General features: G+C 58.8%; 17 protein-coding genes. 2 read left to right on the forward strand and 15 right to left on the reverse strand.

The features are described 5' to 3' along the window. Positions 1-49: 49 nt before the first annotated feature. Positions 50-2,311 carry a heavy metal translocating P-type ATPase gene (locus EE949_RS09620; RefSeq protein WP_122664061.1) on the forward strand — a complete coding sequence of 754 codons (2,262 nt, stop codon included), beginning with the start codon at positions 50-52 and terminating at the stop codon, positions 2,309-2,311. 145 nt (positions 2,312-2,456) lie between these two features. Here EE949_RS09620 and hutG read toward each other — a convergent pair whose 3' ends face one another. The 14 genes from hutG to hutC form a co-directional block, all read right to left on the reverse strand. Continuing rightward, complete coding sequence (gene hutG / locus EE949_RS09625) at positions 2,457-3,260, reverse strand: N-formylglutamate deformylase (protein WP_122664062.1); 804 nt, start codon at positions 3,258-3,260, stop codon at positions 2,457-2,459. 187 nt (positions 3,261-3,447) lie between these two features. Continuing rightward, on the reverse strand, positions 3,448-4,656 hold the full coding sequence (gene hutI / locus EE949_RS09630) for an imidazolonepropionase (RefSeq protein ID WP_122664063.1): 1,209 nt from the start codon (positions 4,654-4,656) through the stop codon (positions 3,448-3,450). Positions 4,657-4,671: 15 nt separating this feature from the next. Then, on the reverse strand, positions 4,672-6,057 hold the full coding sequence (locus EE949_RS09635; protein ID WP_122664064.1) for an amino acid permease: 1,386 nt from the start codon (positions 6,055-6,057) through the stop codon (positions 4,672-4,674). Between the two features lie 312 nt (positions 6,058-6,369). Continuing rightward, positions 6,370-7,995 carry a histidine ammonia-lyase gene (hutH, locus tag EE949_RS09640; RefSeq protein WP_122664065.1) on the reverse strand — a complete coding sequence of 542 codons (1,626 nt, stop codon included), beginning with the start codon at positions 7,993-7,995 and terminating at the stop codon, positions 6,370-6,372. Between the two features lie 12 nt (positions 7,996-8,007). Beyond that, positions 8,008-8,838, reverse strand: coding sequence for a quaternary amine ABC transporter ATP-binding protein (locus tag EE949_RS09645; RefSeq protein WP_122664066.1), 831 nt, complete (start codon positions 8,836-8,838; stop codon positions 8,008-8,010). After that, complete coding sequence (locus tag EE949_RS09650) at positions 8,835-9,686, reverse strand: ABC transporter permease (RefSeq protein ID WP_027898503.1); 852 nt, start codon at positions 9,684-9,686, stop codon at positions 8,835-8,837. Before EE949_RS09650 ends, EE949_RS09645 begins: the two co-directional genes overlap by 4 nt. Before the next feature lie 111 nt (positions 9,687-9,797). Further along, entirely contained in the window at positions 9,798-10,766 is a 969-nt protein-coding gene (locus EE949_RS09655; RefSeq protein ID WP_122664067.1) for an ABC transporter substrate-binding protein, read from the reverse strand. A gap of 267 nt (positions 10,767-11,033) precedes the next feature. Continuing rightward, positions 11,034-12,719, reverse strand: a complete 1,686-nt coding sequence (gene hutU, locus EE949_RS09660; RefSeq protein ID WP_122664068.1) for a urocanate hydratase — start codon at positions 12,717-12,719, stop codon at positions 11,034-11,036. A 404-nt stretch (positions 12,720-13,123) separates the two neighbouring features. Further along, a complete protein-coding gene (locus tag EE949_RS09665) occupies positions 13,124-13,849 on the reverse strand; it encodes an anti-sigma factor (RefSeq protein WP_122664069.1) in 726 nt (241 codons plus the stop codon). Then, positions 13,846-14,409 (reverse strand): sigma-70 family RNA polymerase sigma factor, encoded by a 564-nt coding sequence (locus EE949_RS09670; protein ID WP_122664070.1) that lies wholly within the window; start codon positions 14,407-14,409, stop codon positions 13,846-13,848. Before EE949_RS09670 ends, EE949_RS09665 begins: the two co-directional genes overlap by 4 nt. Before the next feature lie 93 nt (positions 14,410-14,502). After that, the gene (locus tag EE949_RS09675) at positions 14,503-15,036 is read right to left on the reverse strand and encodes a DUF3455 domain-containing protein (RefSeq protein ID WP_122664071.1); all 534 of its coding nucleotides are present in this window, start codon (positions 15,034-15,036) and stop codon (positions 14,503-14,505) included. A gap of 104 nt (positions 15,037-15,140) precedes the next feature. After that, positions 15,141-16,319, reverse strand: coding sequence for a Na+/H+ antiporter NhaA (nhaA, locus tag EE949_RS09680; RefSeq protein ID WP_122664072.1), 1,179 nt, complete (start codon positions 16,317-16,319; stop codon positions 15,141-15,143). A gap of 170 nt (positions 16,320-16,489) precedes the next feature. Further along, on the reverse strand, positions 16,490-17,092 hold the full coding sequence (locus EE949_RS09685) for a HutD/Ves family protein (protein ID WP_122664073.1): 603 nt from the start codon (positions 17,090-17,092) through the stop codon (positions 16,490-16,492). Continuing rightward, a complete protein-coding gene (gene hutC / locus EE949_RS09690; protein ID WP_205505138.1) occupies positions 17,089-17,799 on the reverse strand; it encodes a histidine utilization repressor in 711 nt (236 codons plus the stop codon). The genes EE949_RS09685 and hutC overlap by 4 nt, the downstream gene beginning before the upstream one ends. Positions 17,800-18,021: 222 nt before the next feature. On the opposite strand from hutC, the gene EE949_RS09695 reads away from it, so the two are divergent. After that, positions 18,022-19,386, forward strand: a complete 1,365-nt coding sequence (locus tag EE949_RS09695; protein WP_122664075.1) for a formimidoylglutamate deiminase — start codon at positions 18,022-18,024, stop codon at positions 19,384-19,386. A 167-nt stretch (positions 19,387-19,553) separates the two neighbouring features. On the opposite strand, the gene EE949_RS09700 is transcribed toward EE949_RS09695, so the two are convergent. Further along, positions 19,554-20,123 (reverse strand): lipocalin family protein, encoded by a 570-nt coding sequence (locus EE949_RS09700; RefSeq protein WP_122664076.1) that lies wholly within the window; start codon positions 20,121-20,123, stop codon positions 19,554-19,556. Between the last annotated feature and the right edge of the window lie 3 nt (positions 20,124-20,126).

The raw sequence follows: 20,126 nt of genomic DNA on the forward strand, positions 1-20,126 counted from the left end.
GTGGCTACAGGGTGTTCACTTGGCAACAAGCACGTTAAAGGACCGGACCATGAGCCAGTTGACCCCCGTTCAAGGCAAGCACGAGCACGCAGAGCACGTCCATTCACAGCACGATCATCAGGCTAAAAACCACGATCATGCCGCACACGCGCACAGCTGCTGTTCGTCGAAGGCTGCACCTGCGGTGGTTTCATTCACCGATGCGCCTGCATCCGGCGCACAACTGAGCACATTCCGTATCGAGCAAATGGATTGCCCTACGGAGCAGACGCTCATCCAGAACAAGCTGGGCAAACTGGCGGGCGTGCAAAAGCTTGAGTTCAACCTGATCAATCGTATGCTTGGCGTCTGGCATGAACTGCCGTCCACTGATCCCATTCGGGATGCCATTGCTTCACTGGGCATGCAGGCCGAACCGGTTGAAGAGGGGGCAGAGGCAACCCCTGCTCCAGTCGTGAAAAAAGCCTGGTGGCCACTGGCGCTGTCTGGCGTCACCGCGCTGGCCGCTGAAGTCATCCACTTCGGTTCATTCGCGTCGGATTGGGTCGTGGCCATTGTGGCTCTGGTTTCCATCCTCAGCGGCGGGCTGGGTACTTACAAAAAAGGCTGGATCGCGCTCAAGAACCTCAACCTGAACATCAATGCGTTGATGAGCATCGCCGTGACCGGTGCGGTGTTGATTGGGCAATGGCCTGAAGCCGCGATGGTGATGTTCCTGTTCACGGTTGCTGAGCTGATTGAAGCCAAGTCCCTGGACCGCGCGCGCAATGCCATCAGCGGCTTGATGCAGTTGACGCCGGAATTGGCGACGGTGAAGCAGGCGGACGGTCAATGGCTGGAACTGGAAGCGAAAAACATCGAATTAGGCGCCATCGTCCGGGTTAAGCCGGGTGAGCGCGTTGCTTTGGATGGCGAGGTGGTAGCAGGTAATTCGACGATTGATCAGGCGCCGATTACCGGTGAAAGCCTGCCGATTGAGAAAACCATCGGCGATAAAGTCTTTGCCGGGACCATTAACCAGTCCGGCTCGCTCGAATATCGCGTCACTGCGGCGGCGAATAACTCGACGCTGGCGCGGATCATTCATGCGGTGGAGGCGGCTCAGGGTTCTCGGGCGCCGACTCAGCGTTTCGTTGACAGCTTCTCGCGCATCTACACCCCGGCAGTGTTCATCTTCGCCCTCGCCGTGGCAATCATCCCGCCGCTGTTCATGGGCGCGGCCTGGTTCGACTGGATCTACCGTGCGCTGGTCTTGTTGGTTGTAGCCTGCCCTTGTGCGCTGGTGATCTCCACGCCGGTGACCATTGTCAGCGGGCTGGCGGCTGCGGCGCGCAGAGGCATTTTGATCAAGGGCGGCGTGTACCTGGAAATGGGCCACAAGCTTGATTACCTGGCCCTGGACAAGACCGGCACAATTACCCACGGCAAGCCGGTGCAGACCGATTTCGTGTTGCTTGAGTCCACCGCTGCGGATCTGGTTGCCGGTGTGGCGGCGAGTCTGGCGGGGCGCTCTGATCACCCGGTTTCCCAAGCGATTGCCAAGGCGGCCGAGCACAACGTTAACGCCCATGAAGTCACCGCGTTCGAAGCGTTGGCCGGGCGCGGCGTGCGCGGCGAGATCAATGGCGAGCTTTACCACTTGGGTAACCATCGTCTGGTAGAAGAATTGGGTCTTTGCTCACCCCAGTTGGAAGCGCAACTGGATGCGCTGGAGCAGCAGGGCAAAAGCGTTGTGCTGCTTCTGGATAAATCAGGTCCGTTGGCGTTGTTTGCGGTGGCCGATACGGTCAAGGAGACCAGCTGCGAAGCGATCCAGCAACTGCATGATCTGGGCGTCAAAACCCTGATGCTCACCGGCGACAACCCGCACACCGCCAAGGCGATTGCCGAGCAGGTGGGCATTGATTCAGCTCAGGGCAACCTGATGCCCGGCGACAAGCTGGAGGCTATCGAAGCGTTGTATGCCAAAGGGCATCGCGTCGGCATGGTCGGCGACGGCATTAACGACGCACCCGCGTTGGCGCGCTCCGAGATTGGTTTCGCCATGGCTGCGGCGGGTACGGATACAGCGATTGAGACAGCAGATGTCGCTCTGATGGACGACGATCTGCGCAAGATCCCGGCATTTATTCAGCTGTCGCGCAAGACTTCGGCGGTGCTCAAGCAAAACATCTTCCTTGCATTGTTCATCAAAGCGATCTTCCTTGCGATGACTTTTGCAGGTATGGCAACCATGTGGATGGCGGTGTTCGCTGACATGGGCGTGAGCTTGTTGGTGGTGTTCAATGGGTTGCGGTTGTTGAAGAAGTAACTGGCTAAGTTGTCAATTCAGGATGCATACGCAGAACCTGTGGGAGCGAATTCATTCGCGAAAGCGGCTGTGCAGACGATAGATTTCTATTGAATGTACCGACCTCTTCGCGAATGAATTCGCTCCCACAGGGTTCTATGTCCTCCTATCTGCCGTGCTTTTCCTGCCCCCACTTAATCATCTCTTCAACCAGTTGCCTCAACACCGCCCGCGTCGGCTCGGCCAGATCTGGCCGATAGTGGAACGGCACGAACTCGTCCATGTACGTCGCCTGCACCAGTTCCAGTTGTACGGCGTGGATGTTGTTGGCCGGGTCACCGTAGTGGCGGGTGATGTGGCCGCCTTTGAAGCGACCGTTCAGTACGTGGCTGTAATCTCCGGCTTTAGCGCAGGTGGCTTCCAGAAGCTTGGCTAACTCATCATCGCAGCTGGCGCCGTTGAAGGTGCCCAGGTTGAAGTCCGGCAAGCGGCCTTCGAACAGATGTGGGATGTGTCCGCGAATCGAGTGGGCATCAAACAACAGGGCATAGCCGAATTCATCTCGCAGGCGCGCCAGCTCTTGCTCAAGCGTCTGGTGGTACGGCGTCCAGATCTGCTTCAGATAAGTCGCCCGCTCTTCAGCGCTCGGTGCCAGACCGTCTTTGAACAGCGGCACACCGTCGAACAGGATCGAGGGGAACAACCCTGTCGTCGCCCCGGCATACAGCGGTTTGTCATCCGAGGGACGATTCAGGTCGATCACAAAACGCGAATACTCGGCCGCCAAGGTGCTGGCACCCAGCTCTGCGGCGAAATCGTAAAGATGCGGGATGTGCCAGTCGGTGTCTGGCAGGCTCAGCGCTTCATCCACCAGACCCGCCTCGACCGCAGGCGTCAGGCGCAACCCGGCGTGGGGCATGCTGATCAGCAGCGGCACCCGGCCGCGAGAAAATTTCAGAACGTTGTCCATGAATATCTCCTTTTCAAATATGAACCTGATGATGTAAGCGCCGCCCCTGTGTCACTGACAACGCTTTGTCGCGCAGCACCCGGGATCTGTTGGAGCGAGGCTTGCCCGCGAAGCAGCCGACCAGGTGTATCAGGCTAACTGCGTAATCGTTTTTCGCGGGCAAGCCTCGCTCCAACAGAAAACCCGGCTACAGGTTCACCGATTCAACACCATGACGGACGATGCGTTTATCCAGGTCTCCGCCCAGCCAGTACGCCAGGTCAGCAGGGCGTTCGATGTTCCAGGCGACGAAGTCAGCGACTTTGCCGGCCTCCAGCGAGCCATGGGTTTCGCCCATGCCGAGGGCTTTTGCCGCGTTGATCGTGACCCCGGCAAGAGCTTCTTCGGGTGTCATGCGGAACAGTGTGCAGGCCATGTTCAGCATCAAGCGCAACGACAACGCGGGCGATGTGCCGGGGTTGAGATCGGTGGCGATGGCGATATCCACGCCATGTTTGCGCAGCGCATCCATCGGCGGCAATTGGGTTTCGCGCAGGAAGTAATAAGCCCCTGGCAGCAGCACCGCTACGGTTCCAGACGCGCCCATGGCGATGGCGTCGGCCTCGGTCATGAACTCCAGATGATCCGCCGACAACGCCTTGTAGCGCGCCGCCAGACTTGAACCCGCCAGCGGCGAAAGCTGCTCGGCATGCAGTTTCACCGGTAAGCCCAATTGCCCGGCGGTGATGAAAACCTGCTCGACTTGCGCCGGGGAGAACGCCAGATACTCACAAAACGCGTCCACCGCATCGACCAAACCCTCCTCGGCCAATGCAGGCAGCATTTCGCTACAGACGTGATTGATGTAATCGTCGGCGCGGTCGGCGTATTCCGGGGGCAGGGCATGGGCGGCCAGACAGGTGCTGCGCACCGTCACGGGCAGCGTGTTGCCCAGTTGGCGGATGACCCGCAGCAGCTTGCGCTCACTGGCCAGGTCCAGGCCGTAGCCGGATTTCATTTCAACCGTGGTGACGCCATCCTTGAGCAAATGCCGCAGGCGGCGCTCGGCGCTGGCGTACAACTCGTCCTCACTGGCTGCGCGAGTGGCGCGCACGGTACTGGCAATGCCGCCACCGGCAGCGGCGATTTCGGCATAACTTACGCCTTGCAGACGCTGTTCAAACTCACCGCTGCGGTTGCCGCCGAAAACGGTATGGGTGTGGCAGTCGATCAGTCCCGGCGTGACCCACGCGCCGTTCAAGTCGATGACACTGTCGTAAGTCGCTTCAGCGAGCGCCGCTTCAGGCCCAATCCACTCGATCAACGCTCCGGACGTCACGATGGCGGCATGCTCGATGATCGAGTACTTGCCGTGAGCCATGCTTGCTACGTGACAGTGTTTCCAGAGCGTTTTCATGTCGAGTCTCCTGGGTTACCGATGGGTGGGAGGCGAATGTTCAGGGCGTTTGACCCACACGAAGTAGGCCGCGATCAACAGCACAACCCAGCCTGCGCCAACGATCAGCGCGATACGGTTGTCCGGGAAATAGCCCAGCACGCCGAAGATAAACAGCATGAAGGCGATAGCCGCGGCGGGGGCGTAGGGCCAGAACGGAACCGGGAATTGCAGCTGTTCGGCTTCTTCGTGGCTCATCTTGCGGCGCATGGCGACCTGGGTCAGCAGGATCATCAACCAGACCCACACGGTGGCGAAGGTCGCGATGGAGGCGATGACCATGAACACGTTTTCCGGGATCAGGTAGTTCAGCAGAACGCCGATCAGCAGCGCGACACCCATCACCAGCACGGTCATCCACGGCACGCCCTGTTTAGACAGTTGTGAGAACGCCGCCGGTGCCTGACCCTGTTGCGCCAGGCCATACATGATGCGGCCGGCGCCGAACACGTCGCTGTTGATCGCCGACACGGCAGCGGAAATCACCACCACGTTAAGCAGCGCAGCCGCCCATGGCAGGCCGAGGCTAGAGAAAATCTGTACAAACGGGCTATTGGCCTTGGTGATTTGCGACCACGGGAACAGCGACATCAGCACGAACAAGGTCAGCACGTAGAACAGCAGAATACGCAGCGGCACCGAGTTGATGGCCTGTGGGATGGTGCGTTGCGGGTCTTTGGCTTCGCCCGCGGTAATGCCGATGATTTCGATGCCGCCAAAGGCGAACATCACCACCGCAAAGCAGGCGATCAAACCGCCAATGCCATTGGGCATGAAGCCGCCATGGCTCCACAGGTTGCTGATGCTGGATACCGTCTCGCCGCTGCCCGACAGGTTGACGCCGAACAGCAGCAGGCCAAGCCCGGCGACGATCATCGCGACAATGGCGCCGACTTTGAGTAGTGACAGCCAGAACTCGGTCTCGCCGAAGACTTTGACGTTGCACAGGTTCAGCGCGCCGATCAGGAAGACAATGCCCAGCACCCAGATCCAGCGCGGGACTTCCGGGAACCAGAAGCCCATGTAGATCCCGAACGCGGTGACGTCGGCGATGCAGACAATGATCATTTCAAAGGCATAGGTCCAGCCGAGCACGAAGCCTGCCATTGGGCCCAGATAGGTGCTCGCGTATTCGCCAAATGAGCCGGAGACAGGGTTATGCACGGCCATTTCACCCAAGGCGCGCATGACCATGAAAACGGCTGCGCCACCGATCAGGTAAGCCAGCAAAACGGCCGGGCCAGCCATCTGGATCGCCGAGGCCGAGCCGTAGAACAGGCCGGTGCCAATGGCTGATCCCAGTGCCATGAAGCGAATGTGTCGGGCCGAAAGCCCGCGTTTCAAACCTTGCTGTGACGTCATTTCAATCCAATCCGGTTTCTTTCCAGCGAACTGCCAGGTACTCAGGCGCGCAAGGATACCCGCTGGGTCGCGTCGGCCAAATCATTGGCCGGTCGGGTGTCGCCTGGCTGACATCCGGTGTCATGGATGTCTATACGTTTGTAAGCACTGACTTTCCTGTGGGAACACATTCTTATGGGAGGCTTAACCCGGTTTACTTCAGATCGAGGCGCCTGTATCGCGGGCAAGCACCGCTCCCACATGAGATCGCATTCCCTTGTGGGAGCGGTGCTTGCCCGCGATGCATGAGACGCAGTTAGATAACACGCAGAGTTATCGTTTATCGCGAGCAAGGTGGAGCGCCACCCCGGCCGCTCCCACAGGATCGAGTACTTTCACAGCACCTTGCTCGGCCCGAGCTGAATCAATGGTCATCGACCGGCACTGGCGAAATACCCTTTCCAGCAACGCCTCGCTTCTGAGCACCTTGGCGCTGCTGGCAATATCCGGGGCCAGCCAGCGGTCTTCGTCGTAGGGCGGGACTTCTTCGCGCAGCACACGCCACGCGGCATCGGTACCGACGCCAAAGCGCTGAAGCTTCAAAAACTCGAAGGCCTGTGCCGCGAGCAAATACTCGATGGCCAGGATCTGAGTGGTGTTATCCAGCACCTTGTGCAGTTTCAGCGCGGCGTTGGTGCCCATGCTCAAGTGGTCTTCCTGCAAACCCGAGGTGACAAAGTTGTCGGTCACTGCCGGTTGCGCCAGTTGGCGGTTTTCTGCGCATAAGGACGCCGCGACGTATTGAACAATCATCATCCCCGAGTTGACCCCAGGCTGACTGACCAGAAACGCCGGCAGGTTGCTGATAGTCGGGTTGATCAGGCGATCCAGACGTCGCTCGGCAATCGAGCCCAGTTCAGCGACAGCAATCGCCAGCAGATCCGCCGCCATCGCCACAGACTGACCGTGGGGATTGGCTTGCGACACCACGCGATAAGACTCAGGCGTCCCTAACACCAGCGGGTTGTCCGTCGCCGAGTTCAGCTCGATTTCAATCTGCCGGGTTGCGTGTACCAACTGATCGCGGGTCGCGCCATGCACTTGCGGGATCGAGCGAACGCTCAGCGCGTCCTGAGTCCGTATGCCACGGCTGTTGACCACCACCTCACTGCCATCCAGCAAACCACGCAGGTTGCTGCCGACGATTTGCATGCCCGGATGCGGCTTGAGCGCGATGATCTCGGCATCGAAGGCATTGATCTGGCCGCCAAGTGCTTCAAAGCTCATGGCGCCGATCACATCCGCCCACTGTGTCAAACGTTGCGCGTCGGCAATCGCCAGACAACTCAGGCCGGTCATGCATGGCGTACCGTTGACCAGGCACAATCCGTCTTTCGCACCGAGTATGACCGGGCTCAAGCCCTCGGCATCCAGCGCTTGCTGCGCTGGAATGACATGGCCGCGATAACTCACATCGCCCACGCCCAGCAAGGCAATGCCGATATGCGCCATGTGGGTCAGATAACCCACTGAGCCTTGGGACGGCACGTACGGTGTGATGTTGCGGTTGAGCAGGTTCAGCAGCGCCTCGACGACTTGCCGGTGCAGCCCGGATTTGCCCTGGCTGTAATTGATGATTGCCGCGCAGATGATCGAACGGGTTTGCTCGTCTGACAGCGCTACACCGACACCGCACGCGTGGCTCAGCAGGGTATTGCGTGACAGCTGGCTCAGTTGTTCGCCTTGCAGTGAAATATTGCACAGCGCGCCCAGCCCGGTGTTCACGCCATAAGCACGCTCGCCGCTGGCGACGATGCGTTCGACGATGGCTTGAGCGTTGTCGATCCGCGCCCAGGCGCTGGCCGAGAGCGCCAGTTGCGCACCTCGGCGAGCGACTGCAACCACGTCCTGCCAACGGACCGGACCTTCACCAATCACCACTTGTTCGACGGGCGACATCTGCACGCTTCCTTACACAGTCACTGCGCGCCGCTGCACGAAACGATCAACGTATTCGTCGGCGGGGGAGTAGAGGATTTCTTTCGGAGTGCCCACCTGGATCAACTGTCCGTCCTTGAGAATCGCAATGCGATTACCGATGCGCACGGCTTCGTCGAGGTCATGGGTGATGAACACGATGGTCTTCTTCAGGCTGCTTTGCAGCTCCAGTAACTGGTCCTGCATTTCCGCGCGAATCAACGGATCGAGCGCGCTGAATGCTTCGTCCATCAGGATGATGTCAGTGTCTGCCGCCAATGCGCGTGCCAGCCCCACCCGTTGACGCATGCCGCCGGAAAGCTGATGCGGGTATTTGTTTTCGTAGCCCTGCAGGCCCACGGTACTGATCCAGTGCCGGGCGCGTTCGATGCAGTACTCTTTGCTCTCACCACGTACTTTCAGGCCGTAGGCGACATTGTCCTGCACGGTCTTGTGCGGCAGCAGGCCAAAGCTCTGGAACACCATGCTGATTTTCTTGCGACGAAATTGGCGCAAGGCTTCCATGTCGTACTGCAGGATGTCTTCGCCATCGACCAGGATTTCACCGCTGGTGGGGTCGATCAGCCGGTTGAAGTGGCGCACCAGCGTAGACTTGCCCGAGCCGGACAGGCCCATGATCACGAAGATTTCACCGCTGCCGATGGACAGCGACAGGTCATTCACGCCGACCACGCAGCCGGTTTTTGCCAGCACGTCATCCTTGCTGTTGTTCTGCCTGACCATTTCCAGCGCGTCTTTAGGACGGTTGCCGAAAATCTTGAACACGTTGCGGACTACGATTTTGTTGGGCTGCTCGGTAGTCATTTGTTCGCCTCATGCCGTGGTCGGCCGTATGCCTGGGTGATGCGGTCGATGACCACTGCGAGAATCACGATAGCCAGCCCGGCTTCCAGTCCGCGTCCGACGTTCAGGGTCTGAATGCCCACCAACACGTCTTCGCCAAGGCCGCGAGCGCCGATCATCGAGGCGATAACCACCATCGACAGGGCCATCATCGTGGTCTGGTTGATCCCGGCCATGATGCTCGGCAGCGCCAGCGGCAGTTGCACGCCGAACAATTGCTGCCAACGGTTTGCACCGAACGCATTGATCGCTTCCATGACTTCGCCGTCCACTTGGCGAATGCCCAGATCGGTAAGGCGAATCAGCGGCGGCGCGGCGTAGATAACCGTGGCAAAAATCGCCGGGACCTTGCCCAGGCCGAACAGCATCAATACCGGGATCAGGTAAACGAAGCTGGGCATGGTTTGCATGATGTCCAGCAAGGGCATCAGCACCGAACGCAGGCGATTGCTGCGCGCCGAAAGAATGCCCAACGGGATGCCGATGATCACCGAAATCAGCGTGGCGACCAGCATCAGCGCCAGGGTCTGCATCAGCTTGTCCCACAGCCCGACTGCGCCCACGAGGAACAGCAGGCCGACAATGACGGCAGTGGTCGTAATCTTGCGCGTGGCGTGCCAGGCGATGCCGCCGACGATTGCCAGCATCAACCACCACGGCGCCATGCGCAGCAGGCCTTCCAGGTTGACGATGGCCCACAGCAGCGTGTCGGAGATCTGTCGGAACACATCGCCGTAATTGGTCACCAGCGCATCAACCCAGTCGTTGACCAGATTGGCGATGGAGAATGTGAAGCTTTCGGGGAACATAAGGTGCTCTCTGAACTGGAATTCAATTCTGTAGGAGCTGCCGAAGGCTGCGAAGACGGTGCATCAGGTACATCGCTTCGCAGCCTTCGGCAGCTCCTACAGGGGATTGCGTTACAACGAAGCATCCACCTTTTTAGCCGCTTCTTCACTCACCCAGGCATGCCAGACTTCAGGGTGTTCCTTGAGGAAGATCTTCGCCAGTTTCGGCGATTCGATACGGTCTTTGGTCATGCGGGCCAGGTTCTGGTTGAGCAGATCGATCGGGATGTTGACCTTTTCCATGACCGACACCAACTCAGGCGCCTGCTCGTGGAAGGTCTTGGACAGGCCGACCTTGATCTCGATGGTCTTGTTAACGCCATCCTTCTCTTCCAGGCGCACCATGTCTACTTGACCCATCAAAGGCGTCGGCGACCAGTAGTAAGCCAGGATCGGCTCGCCACGTTTGTAGCTGGACAAAATCGCCGCATCCAGCGCCGGGCCAGTGCCTGGGCGGAAATTGGTGTACTTGTCTTCCAGGCCGTAGCTTTTCAGCATTTCGCTGTTTTCCAGCTCGCAGGTCCAGCCAGCCGGGCAGTTGTAGAAACGGCCTTTGGCAGGTTCTTCAGCATCCTTGAACAGCGTCGAGTATTTGGCCAGATCGCTGATGGACTTCAGGTCCGGAGCCTTGGCTTCCAGCTTGCGCTTGGCATCACCTTCGATCACATAGCGTGGCACGTACCAGCCTTCGACGGCACCTTTGACCGGGCTGCCGACACCGACGACTTTCCCGGCTTTCTCAGCCTTGTTCCACACTTCGCTGCGACCGACCCACTCTTCGGCAAACACCTGAATATCGTTGGTGCTCAGGGCATTTTCCATGGTGATGGAATTGCCCGGCAGGCTGTCGACTTCACAGCCATAACCCTTGTTCAGGACTACCTGCAACACGTCGGTCAGCAACATTGCGCTTTCCCAGTTGAGACCGGCGAACTTCACCGGCTTGCCGGATTCACACCAACCCGCTGCCTGACTCGCGCCAGCGCCGGTGAGCAAACCCAGTGAAATCAACGTGGACAGCAGAGCCTTCTTGGTTTTCATTGCGTGACGCTCCTCGCGAATGGATGTGGCAGTTTCCAGATCAAAAGGCCAGAAGCCTGATTGCAGGACACTTGACGGTCCTTTGGGGTGGTCAGTTCACTAACACTGCGCGCTCGGACACTGAATGCAGATCCTGTGGGAGCGAATTCATTCGCGAAGAGGCCCTACCTGAAAAAGGTATCGTCGCCTGACACACCGCTTTCGCGAATGAATTCGCTCCCACAGAAATGCATTTCAATTCAATTGCATCGTTGGCACACCCTAGCCTTAATTCCCCACCATCGGCAGGTTCAAGCCCTTCTCATTCGCGCAATCGATCGCGATCTGATAACCCGCATCCGCATGGCGCATCACGCCCGTGGCCGGGTCGTTGTGCAGGACGCGGGCGATGCGCTCGGCTGCTTCGTCTTTACCGTCACACACGATCACCATGCCCGAATGCTGCGAGAAGCCCATACCGACACCTCCGCCGTGGTGCAGCGAAACCCAGGTCGCGCCGCTGGCGGTATTGAGCAAGGCGTTGAGCAGTGGCCAGTCGGATACGGCATCGGAGCCATCCTGCATGGATTCTGTCTCACGGTTCGGGCTGGAGACCGAGCCGGAGTCCAGATGATCACGACCGATCACAACTGGTGCCGACAACTCACCGCTGCGGACCATTTCGTTGAACGCCAGGCCGAGTTTGGCGCGCTGACCCAGGCCAACCCAGCAGATACGTGCTGGCAAGCCCTGAAAGGCAATGCGCTCGCGGGCCATGTTCAGCCAGTTGTGCAGGTGCGCATCGTCCGGGATCAGCTCTTTGACCTTGGCGTCGGTCTTGTAGATGTCTTCCGGATCGCCCGACAGCGCGGCCCAGCGGAAAGGCCCTACGCCACGGCAGAACAACGGACGAATGTAGGCCGGGACAAAACCCGGGAAGTCGAACGCATTGGCTACGCCTTCTTCCTTGGCCATCTGACGAATGTTGTTGCCGTAGTCGAACGTCGGAATCCCCATCTTCTGGAAGGCCAGCATCGCCTCGACGTGTTCAGCCATGGACTGCTTGGCGGCTTTGACCACTGCTGCCGGTTCGGTCAAAGAGCGAGCGCGGTATTCGTCCCAGGTCCAGCCCTTTGGCAGGTAACCGTTGAGTGGGTCGTGGGCGCTGGTCTGGTCGGTGACCATGTCCGGGCGTACACCGCGACGAACCATTTCCGGCAGAATTTCTGCGGCGTTGCCGCACAAGGCGATAGAGATTGCTTTGCCTTCGGCGGTGTATTTGGCAATGCGCGCCAGGGCGTCGTCGAGATCGGTAGCCTGTTCATCGACGTAACGTGTCTTGAGGCGGAAATCGATGCGGCTTTGCTGGCATTCGATGTTCAGCGAGCTGGCCCCGGCCATACCGGCAGCCAGTGGTTGTGCGCCACCCATGCCGCCCAGGCCTGCGGTCAATACCCACTTGCCTTTGAGGCTGCCGTTGTAATGCTGACGACCGGCTTCGACGAAGGTTTCGTAAGTGCCTTGGACGATGCCTTGGCTGCCGATGTAGATCCAGCTGCCTGCAGTCATCTGGCCGTACATGGCCAGGCCCTTGGCATCCAGTTCGTTGAAGTGCTCCCAACTCGCCCAATGCGGCACCAGGTTGGAGTTGGCGATCAACACGCGAGGCGCGTTGCTGTGAGTCTTGAACACGCCGACCGGTTTGCCGGACTGAACCAGCAGGGTTTCGTCATCATTCAGGTTGGTCAGGCTTTCGACGATCTTGTCGTAGCACTCCCAGTTGCGCGCTGCGCGACCGATGCCACCGTACACCACCAGTTCTTTCGGGTTCTCGGCCACTTCCGGGTCAAGGTTGTTCATCAGCATGCGCAACGGCGCTTCGGTCATCCAGCTCTTGGCGGTCAGGGTGGTACCGCGAGCAGCGCGAACTTCGACGTCACGGTAGCGGGTCCAGTGTTGGTTATTCTCGGTCACGAAAGAAGTCCTCAGCGATCAGTTCAATGCACTTGGCTTTACTTGTATGTACAAGCATATGCAATTGAAATACCAACTCTTGAAATCCATCGTAATGCCGCTGATAACACGACCCTGTAGGAGCGAGCTTGCTCGCGATAGCGTCGTGTCAGTCGATGTTTTAGCAACTGATCTGACGTGATCGCGAGCAAGCTTGCTCCTACAGAAAAATCTTTGAATTCAGAAGGTTATATTCATGTCCAGAAGGCGGAAGAGCGCGAGTGCGGAAGCGGGTTGACGAGGTGCCGTGACAGTAGCCCAGAAGGATCAGCGATCAGGAAGAAGCCCGAAGACCAAGCCGACGGAATCCGTTACGACTCGCTTCGTATTGGGGCGCTCGGTAACAAATTGGTGCGCGATTTGGGTCAGATGACCTTCACCGCGCGCCCGATGAACTGTATCGGCCCGGTAGGTTTGCCAATCGGCGAGCCGGTGGCCTGTTCCAGCGTTAGCTCGAACAGCTGGTTAGGCTGCAACGGCGGCAGTTTATCCAGTGGCACTTGCAGGGTCTGCCCTGGCTTGACCAGCCCTAGAGACACCGGGCCTTGCCAGTCATCACCCTTGGTCCAGAACTCCAGCGCCTTGTCGGCGGGGACTTCGGTAACGCTCAGGGGGATGAGCTGGATGTCTGTGGAGTTGCTGGTCTGAATCACCCAGCCCGGTGCTTTGTCCTGCGGCGCGACCAGCACCACCAGATAGGACGGCGACGGTGTTGAGCGGGACTGGGTGAGCAGCGTCATGCCCAGCACCAATGACGCCGCCAGCCCGGCACCGGCCAGACCACGCCAGATCGACAGGTTGTTCCACCAGCTCTGCACATCACGCTTGATGGTTTTCTGCGGCGCAAGCAGATCATCCAGGCTGCGCTCGATGCGCGCCCACAGATGCGCTGGCGGACTTTGCGGTTCAACCATGTTTGTCAGCGGTAGCAGACGTTCTTCCCAGGCGTCGACCGCAGCCCGCAAGGCGGGTTCGTTGGGCAGCCGACGCTCTACTTCCATGCGTTGCTGGGCAGACAAGGTGCCCAGCACATATTCGCCCGCCAACTCGTTCAGCGGTTTTTGGGGTTCAGTGCCCGAGCTGTTGCTCATCCGATGCACTCCCGTAATGCATTCAGGCTGCGCTTGATCCAGGCTTTGACAGTGCCCAGCGGCGCGCCGATTTTTTGCGCAATCTCTTGATGTGAATAGCCGTCCACGTACGCGTGGAACACGCAGTTGCGACGCACCGGTTCAAGCTGCTCCAGACAGAAGTCGATCCGCCCCGGATTCACCCGCCAGTCAAAACTGTCCACCGTTTCGTTCCAGCCTTCCAGGGTTGCCTGGGCTTCACCGTGCTCGTCTTCATCTTCGCTCTGCACCTCACGGGCATTGTTGCGAATGGCGTTCAACGCCAGATTTCGGGTGATGCTGAATATCCAGCCACGGGCCGAACCCCGGGTCTTGTCGAAGCTTGCCGCCCCGGTCCAGACCTTGATAAAAGCGTCGTGCACGATGTCCTGCGCCAATGCGCTGTCATGCACCAGGCGTTGCGCAACACCGAGCAGACGAGGGCTTTCCTGAGCATACAGCCGCTCAAGCGCCTGCCGTTCGCCTCGGGCGCAGGCATCCAGTGCAGCTTCGTAATCAAACAGGGATTCGTGGGAGGACAATTCAATACGCCGTTTACAGAGTACTTCTACCCCGATTTGAATCGGAGCACCCGCGCAGGAGCATAGACCAGTTCCTGCGCAGGCTCGCGCTAATTACTTGGCAGACCAGAAGATATAGTCGGCCTGGTATTTAACGATTTCTTTCGCGCCTTTATTGCTCTCGGCACAGGCTTTGGCTGGCGCCACGCCGCCTTTGAGCGCGGTGCGCTGAATGTAAGCAACGCCGGTCATTGCGCCTTTGCCGTCAGCCGGGTTGGCTTTGACCAACTGATACGGCAGGTTGCCAGCGCTGGATGGGGCCACGGCGAGCTGAGTACCGGTCACTTTCGAACCGTCTTTGGCTTCCCAGGTAGCAGGCGGGCCGTAGTAAGTGCCGACTTGCTTGCCGCTGCGATCATTGAGCACGGCTTTAGGACCCACGAATGCCCATTCCATGCCTTCGGCAGCATTGGCTTTGGCGCGGCACTCGTAAGTGATTTCGCCGACACCGGTGGTTTCCATGCTGACTTTGAAGCCATCTGGAACCCGCACGGTTTCCGGCAGGTTGCTTTGAGCGAAGGCAGAGGGCGCCAGGCAAGTGAAAGCCAGTGCAGCACCAGTCAGGCAGAGCAAGCGTTTTGCGTTCATGCAGACATCTCCAGTTTTGGGTTTTCGCTTAACAGCCAAACCGGCTGCTTATCTGTACTACCCGCGAGAAACCCATCTGGATGCAGCGATTTGAAAATAAATTTTCAGCCCTTGCTGATTCGGCTGCGCAACAGAATGACGCCTGCGATTGCAGCAAGCCCCGAGCCCATCAATACGCCGACTTTTACTTCGTCGATCAGGTGTGCCGAACCGGGGAATGCGAGGTTGCCGATGAACAGACTCATGGTGAAACCGATGCCACAAAGGATCGCTACGCCATACAGCTGCACCCAGTTACTGCCCTCCGGCAACGAGGCTAAGCCGGAGCGGATAGCCAGTACTGCGGCGAGGAACACGCCGATCTGCTTGCCAAAGAACAAGCCCAGCGCGACGCCCAGCGGTACAGGATCAATCAGGTTTTGCAGAGAGATCCCCGACAGCGACACACCGGCATTGGCAAAGCCGAAGATGGGCACGATGGCGAACGCGACCCAGTAATGCAGCTTCTCTTCGAGGAACAGCAGTGGCGAGCGGGACTCTTCTTCAGGTTTGCCCAAAGGAATGCACAGCGCCAGAGCGACACCGGCCAAGGTCGCGTGAACGCCCGATTGCAGAACGAAGAACCACAGAGCCGCACCCAGCAGCAAGTACGGCAACAGGCGACGCACGCGCAGGCGATTCATTACGATCAGAACGGCGAGTGTGGCGAATGAGGCCAGCAGCATCGGCATGTTCAGGCCGCTGCTGTAGAAGAAGGCGATGATGGTGACGGCGCCCAGATCGTCGAGAATTGCCAGCGCGGCGAGAAAGACTTTCAGGGAAGTCGGCACGCGTTTACCCAGCAGTGACAGCACGCCCAGCGCGAATGCAATGTCGGTAGCAGCGGGGATCGCCCAGCCGCTCATGGTTTCCTGGTTCCCCCAGTTGACTGCGATGTAGATCAGCGCTGGCACCAGCATGCCGCCGGCCGCTGCGAAGCCGGGCAGGGCGCGTTGACCCCAGGTGGCCAGCCCGCCGGCGAGGACTTCACGTTTGATTTCCAGGCCGACCATCAGGAAGAAGATCGCCATCAGTCCGTCGTTGATCCACAACTCTACAGACAGCCCCAGCCACACGCTGTGCAGTGCCGCGAAATAGCCAGCGGACAGGCCGGAGTTGGCGACGATCAAGGCAGCCAGTGCTGCACCCATCAACACAATCCCACCGGCCGATTCGGAGGCCAGGAAGCTGGCAAGAATGGCGATGGCTCTTGGGGTTTCTTTTTTGTTGTTATAGGCAGTCATTGGCGGTGGGAGCGTCCTTGGGGAAACGTTGTAAATGGCGTGGAACGAGCTTCTGTGGGAGCGAATTCATTCGCGAAAGCTAGTTTGCAGTCGACCGAAATGTTTCGGTGAAGCGCTGGCCTCTTCGCGAATGAATTCGCTCCCACAGGTGCGTGGTCTGTCAGTAAGTTTCACGTGTTCTGGATTTTGGTTAGCTCAATCAAGCAGCAGCGGCTCGCACGGGGGGCATACAGCACAACCTCCAGCAGCGCGCCAGATTCATTCTCCAGTTGCAGGCAGTCATGCTTTTCCAGCAGTTGTGGCGGATGCTCGGCCAGGTTCGCGGCCATCTGTTCTGCCGCGCTGAACAGCAACAGGGTAGACGCTGAACTGAACAGCCGCTGAGGTTTGAGCACGTCCACCCACTGCAGGCTGACGCGATAGCGGTCCGGCGAGTAGATCAGGTTGAAGTCTCGAATCGCGCCGTCGAGCAATGTGCAACTGACCTGGCTGTCGCCGCTGAATGCGAAGGGATCACCCGGCAACAGTGGCTCGGTCGTTTTGCCGTCGATATCCAGCGTCATGCCCACGCCTTGCAGTACGGTAATGATACGTTGATAGCCCGGAAACAGGGAAAAGCCGCCGGACTGCTCGATATCGGCAATCGACAGACGCCAGCCGAAACCTTCCAGTCCTTCGCCCGCATCGCGGGTCACTTCTTCCGTGCTGCCGCCGCCGTTTTTCCAGGGCATGCTCGGGTAGTCAGCGGCGCGTAAAACAGTCAGTTGGCTCATTTGCTGAAACGTCCTTCCAGGCGATGACGGGAACCGGGGTGGATCAGGCGCGCGGCGGTCACTGGCTGGCGGCCGGACCACGTGCGACGGCGGATCAACAGGCAAGGCTCGCCGGGGCTGATCTGCAACAGTTTGCATTCATCGGGTTCAGCCAGGATCGCCTCGACCACATGCTCACCCTCGGTCAATGGCGCGACTTGCGAGAGATAGGCGTAAGGCGTCTGCTGGGTGAAATCCTGGCTCAGATAGTCCGGTGCGACCAAGGCGTTGACATAACGATCTTCGATTTGCACCGGCAGATCGTTTTCCAAATGCACGATCAGCGAATGAAAAACCCGCTGACCTTCACGCATGTCCAGCGCGAGGGCTCGTTCGGAGCCAGCAGCTTCTTCTTTCAGCAGGATGACCTTGCAGGTGTGACGATGACCACGAGCAGCAATTTCGTCAGCAATGTTATGAACTTCAAACAGCGCGGATTGGCTCTTGGGTTCGGCGACGAAAGTGCCGACGCCTTGCATGCGCACTAACAGGCCTTCGGCGGTCATTTCACGCAGGGCGCGGTTGATGGTCATACGGCTGAAGCCCAACTGGGTTACCAGCTCGCTTTCGGACGGCACGCGGTGATGCGGCGGCCAGTTACCGCACTGAATCTGCTGAGCAATCATCTGCTTCACACGGGCGTACAGCGGGGCCGGACTGTCGCCCATCTGGGCAGCCAATGGAGAAGTGGCGGGCGGAGTCGGCACTTGGGGCAATCCTTTTCGAAGGTGATTCAGTGCGGGTCGGCGCTGATCTTGCAGCGCATCGACTTGAATAACGTGCGTTCACGCTAACCATTAACCTGTTCGGCGGCAAGCTTGCCGGAGTTTACCGAGCGTGCAAACGTCTGTATATGTATATACAAATCACTTTTCGAGGGATGCCAAGCCATGTCCGCCTTCTTTGCCGAGCGTGCATTGTTGCCCAGCGGCTGGGCCAATAATGTTCGCATTGAGGTCAGCGCCGCTGGCGTGATCACTCATGTCGCTACGGAGGCTGATGCTTCAGGTGCGGAGTTGCTCAAAGGACCATTGCTGCCAGGCATGCCGAATCTGCATTCGCACGCGTTCCAGCGGGCGATGGCCGGGCTGGCGGAAGTGGCGGGCAATCCGAATGACAGTTTCTGGACCTGGCGCGATTTGATGTACCGCCTGGTTGGACAGATCAGCCCGCAGCAATTGGGCGTCATTGCCCGTCAGTTGTACATCGAGATGCTTAAAGGCGGTTTTACGTCGGTCGCCGAATTTCATTACGTCCATCAGGACACCACCGGCAAGCCGTACGCGGATCCTGCAGAGCTGGCGCTGCAAATCAGTCAGGCGGCAAGCTCTGCTGGAATCGGCCTGACGCTTTTGCCAGTGCTCTACAGCCATTCCGGTTTTGGCGGGCAAGCGCCGAACGAAGGTCAGCGGCGGTTTATCCACAGCACCGGCAGCTACCTTGATCTGCAAGCCCGTTTGCAACCCGTAGTGCGCGCGCAACCAGCGCAGCAACTGGGCCTGTGTTTTCACTCGCTGCGTGCGGTAACGCCTGAGCAGATCAGCACTGTGCTGGCCGCTAGTGATCAGCAATGCCCGGTGCATATTCATATCGCCGAACAGCAAAAGGAAGTCGATGACTGCCTGAGCTGGAGCGGCCGTCGGCCAGTTCAATGGCTGTACGAAAACGCTCCAGTGGATGACCGCTGGTGTCTGGTGCACGCCACTCATGTGCAGCCTGATGAAGTGGCGCTCATGGCGCAAAGCGGGGCGGTCGCGGGGTTGTGCCTGACCACCGAGGCGAATCTGGGCGACGGTATTTTTCCGGCGGTGGACTACATCGCTCAAGGCGGACGCTGGGGGATCGGTTCAGACAGCCATGTCTCGTTGAGCGTCGTCGAAGAGTTGCGCTGGCTGGAATACGGTCAGCGCTTGCGAGACCAGCGCCGCAACCGTCTGTATCGCAGTGATCAACCCATGGTCGGCAGGACGCTGTTTGATGCTGCGCTGGCCGGTGGTGCTCAGGCCTTGGGGCAGCCGATTGGTCAGTTAGAGGTGGGGCGTCGCGCCGATTGGCTGGTACTGGATGGCGATGCCCCTTACATCGCCACGGCATCGGGTGACGCGATTCTCAACCGTTGGCTGTTTGCGGGCAGTGATCGGCAGATCCGCGATGTGATGGTCAACGGCAAGTGGGTGATACGCGAAGGGCATCACGCCGGGGAAGAGCAGAGCAAACGGGAGTTTGCGCAGGTGCTGCGGGAGTTGTTGGGGTAAATATTCTTCACTTCTACCAAACAAAACGCATTTCTCTGAATTGAAATGCGGCCTATGTGGGAGCGGTGCTTGCCCGCGATGAACGATTACCCGATGTACCTGATACACCGAGGTGTCTAAATCGCGGGCAAGCACCGCTCCCACAGGGGCTTGTTTATGACGTGCGTCTACTTCCCGATCTTCGAGTCCTCAACCCGCCAAACCAGCTTGGTGGTGTCATAACCCTGTTGCTGGGCCTGGCTGAGCAAGTGTTCTTTCACCTCTTTGGAAATCGTCGGCGTGCGCGACAGAAGCCACAGGTACTTGCGATCCGGGTTGCCCACAACAGCGGTCTTGTAGCCGTCGCCGATATACAGCACCCAGTAGTCACCTTTGGCGACGCCGGGGATCAAGCGCGAAAACCAGTTATCAAACTCCACCCACAACTTGTCGGTCTTGCCCGGCACTTGCGGTGTGGCTGTACCTGTCGCTTCCTGCCACTCACCTTCGAGGGTCCGGCAGCGGTTGGTTACGCCAACGTTGCCATCTTCCTTGAGGGAGTAATGCGCTTCGGATTGCGCGCAGTTGCGCTGGAAGAACATTGGCAGTCGGGCGATTTCGTACCAGGTGCCCTGATATTGCTTGAGGTCAACAGTGCCAACGGTTCTTGGCTCAAGGTTTTCAGCAGAGTGCGCAAAACCGATTGCGAGAAAGCTGGCCATTACTACCAGACCAAAACGCACGAGTAATTTGATCATTTC

It is taken from the genome of Pseudomonas viridiflava, from assembly GCF_900602065.1.
GTDB lineage: Bacteria > Pseudomonadota > Gammaproteobacteria > Pseudomonadales > Pseudomonadaceae > Aquipseudomonas.